This window comes from Candidatus Nitrosocosmicus sp. FF01 (genome assembly GCF_047711275.1).
In the GTDB taxonomy this organism is placed as follows: domain Archaea; phylum Thermoproteota; class Nitrososphaeria; order Nitrososphaerales; family Nitrososphaeraceae; genus Nitrosocosmicus.
In genome coordinates, this window is record NZ_JBLNIG010000011.1 from 1 (window position 1) to 1,481 (window position 1,481).

Genomic DNA, 1,481 nt, shown 5'->3' on the forward strand with positions numbered 1-1,481 from the left:
TTCCTATTCAAACAGTCTAGACGGCTCTGTTCAGTTAACAGGTTTTAATTCCTTATTATGATAGTCGACAAACGGGTTCAACCAGTTTTTTACATGTTTTAGGTTGCAGTTCTTTATTCTGCAGGGAAAGTAATCATCAAAATTCTCTGTCCTATCCTTTATGTATTGTATTGTTCTTTCAATCAAACTTTTTTCATAGGAGGAATGGAGATGGTGTTCTAATTTAAGGAATTGACAAGCCATGGGGTACCAAGTACCACCACCGTCTGTTGAAACTGGATGCTTTCCATAGTCTCTGATTATGTTTAACAGAAACCGTTCGGCAACAAACATGTTTCTCTCTTTAGAGATAGATAGTGCGAGAATTTCCTTACTTTTTGCATCTATTGCAACCCATAACCATGTGTATTCTGAACCTACCTTAAGCAATGTTTCATCTACAATGAATTCACATATTCGTCTTTGTTTTGTCTTGATAATCTTAGGTTGGTACTTTTGAATCCAGTTCCAGATAGTGACATGATTTCGTTTGATACAGTATGATAATCTTTCAGATGTTCTCATAAGAGATAGCCCTGAAAAATACAAATACAAGCCCCGATAGACGTATTCTGGAGGCGTTTTATTTCTGGTAAACACATATGAAATAAGACGTCTTCAAGCTATAGGTTTTTCTTAACTGAACAGAGCCGTCTAGACCTATTTGCATGATCAAATAGCAGAAAGCGCCTATCTTATAATTCCCCAATCTCTTAATTTGTGCTTAGCGTATTCGATTAAATTTTTGCAATTCGCAGGATCCTTTATATCTCACGTATAAAAATCCGGCATACTTTTATGGGACGGATTCGATCATAGTAAGATCAGTGTGAGATAGGATGAATTCTTATTATAATAAAGATGTGGATGCTGGATATATCAAATTCACAGATAATAAAATAGTAAAAACTGAACCTATAAGCAAAAATTTCTATGTTGACTTGGATAAAGATGGCATGCCTGTCGGAGTAGAGATTTTAGGCATGAAAAATAATGTCTGACATATTGTCATGAGTAGCCATATAGAGGGTTTGCTTGTCCGAATTACTTATTAATTGCCACTCCCGGCTACTGCCTTTTTGTGTTCAATACACGAAAAATTGATACACAAATAAAAGATTGTATTGGAATAGATGGCAATACAACATGAGCAACAATCCTTCCACCTTATTCCATAGAACGTGGTCTCAAATTGGTGCTGGCTAACGGAATATGAGGTTGATTATTATATTTACATTATACTATAACTATAAAATATATGGTAATACGGTTACGAAAAATTTACATTTTTAGATTTATCCTCGTCTATCAAGAATTTAGATAATTTTAATTCAAGATCTTGACAGAATGTATTTTTCTAACTGATTACCCTCAGATATGTGACTATTTCCATCGGGCCCCTATACCCTACGGGACTTATTCCCACCGAACCCGCATATCAT

The 1,481-nt window shown here is 35.0% G+C and carries 2 protein-coding genes; one reads left to right on the top strand and one right to left on the bottom strand.

Annotated elements, in window-relative coordinates:
* Positions 1-30: 30 nt before the first annotated feature.
* Positions 31-639: a DDE-type integrase/transposase/recombinase gene (locus ACMT7R_RS14895; RefSeq protein WP_415312759.1), complete on the bottom strand. Its 609-nt coding sequence runs from the start codon at positions 637-639 to the stop codon at positions 31-33.
* A 239-nt stretch (positions 640-878) separates the two neighbouring features.
* Between ACMT7R_RS14895 and ACMT7R_RS14900 the strand changes: the two genes are divergently transcribed.
* On the top strand, positions 879-1,040 hold the full coding sequence (locus ACMT7R_RS14900; RefSeq protein WP_415312760.1) for a DUF2283 domain-containing protein: 162 nt from the start codon (positions 879-881) through the stop codon (positions 1,038-1,040).
* The last annotated feature ends 441 nt before the right edge of the window (positions 1,041-1,481 follow it).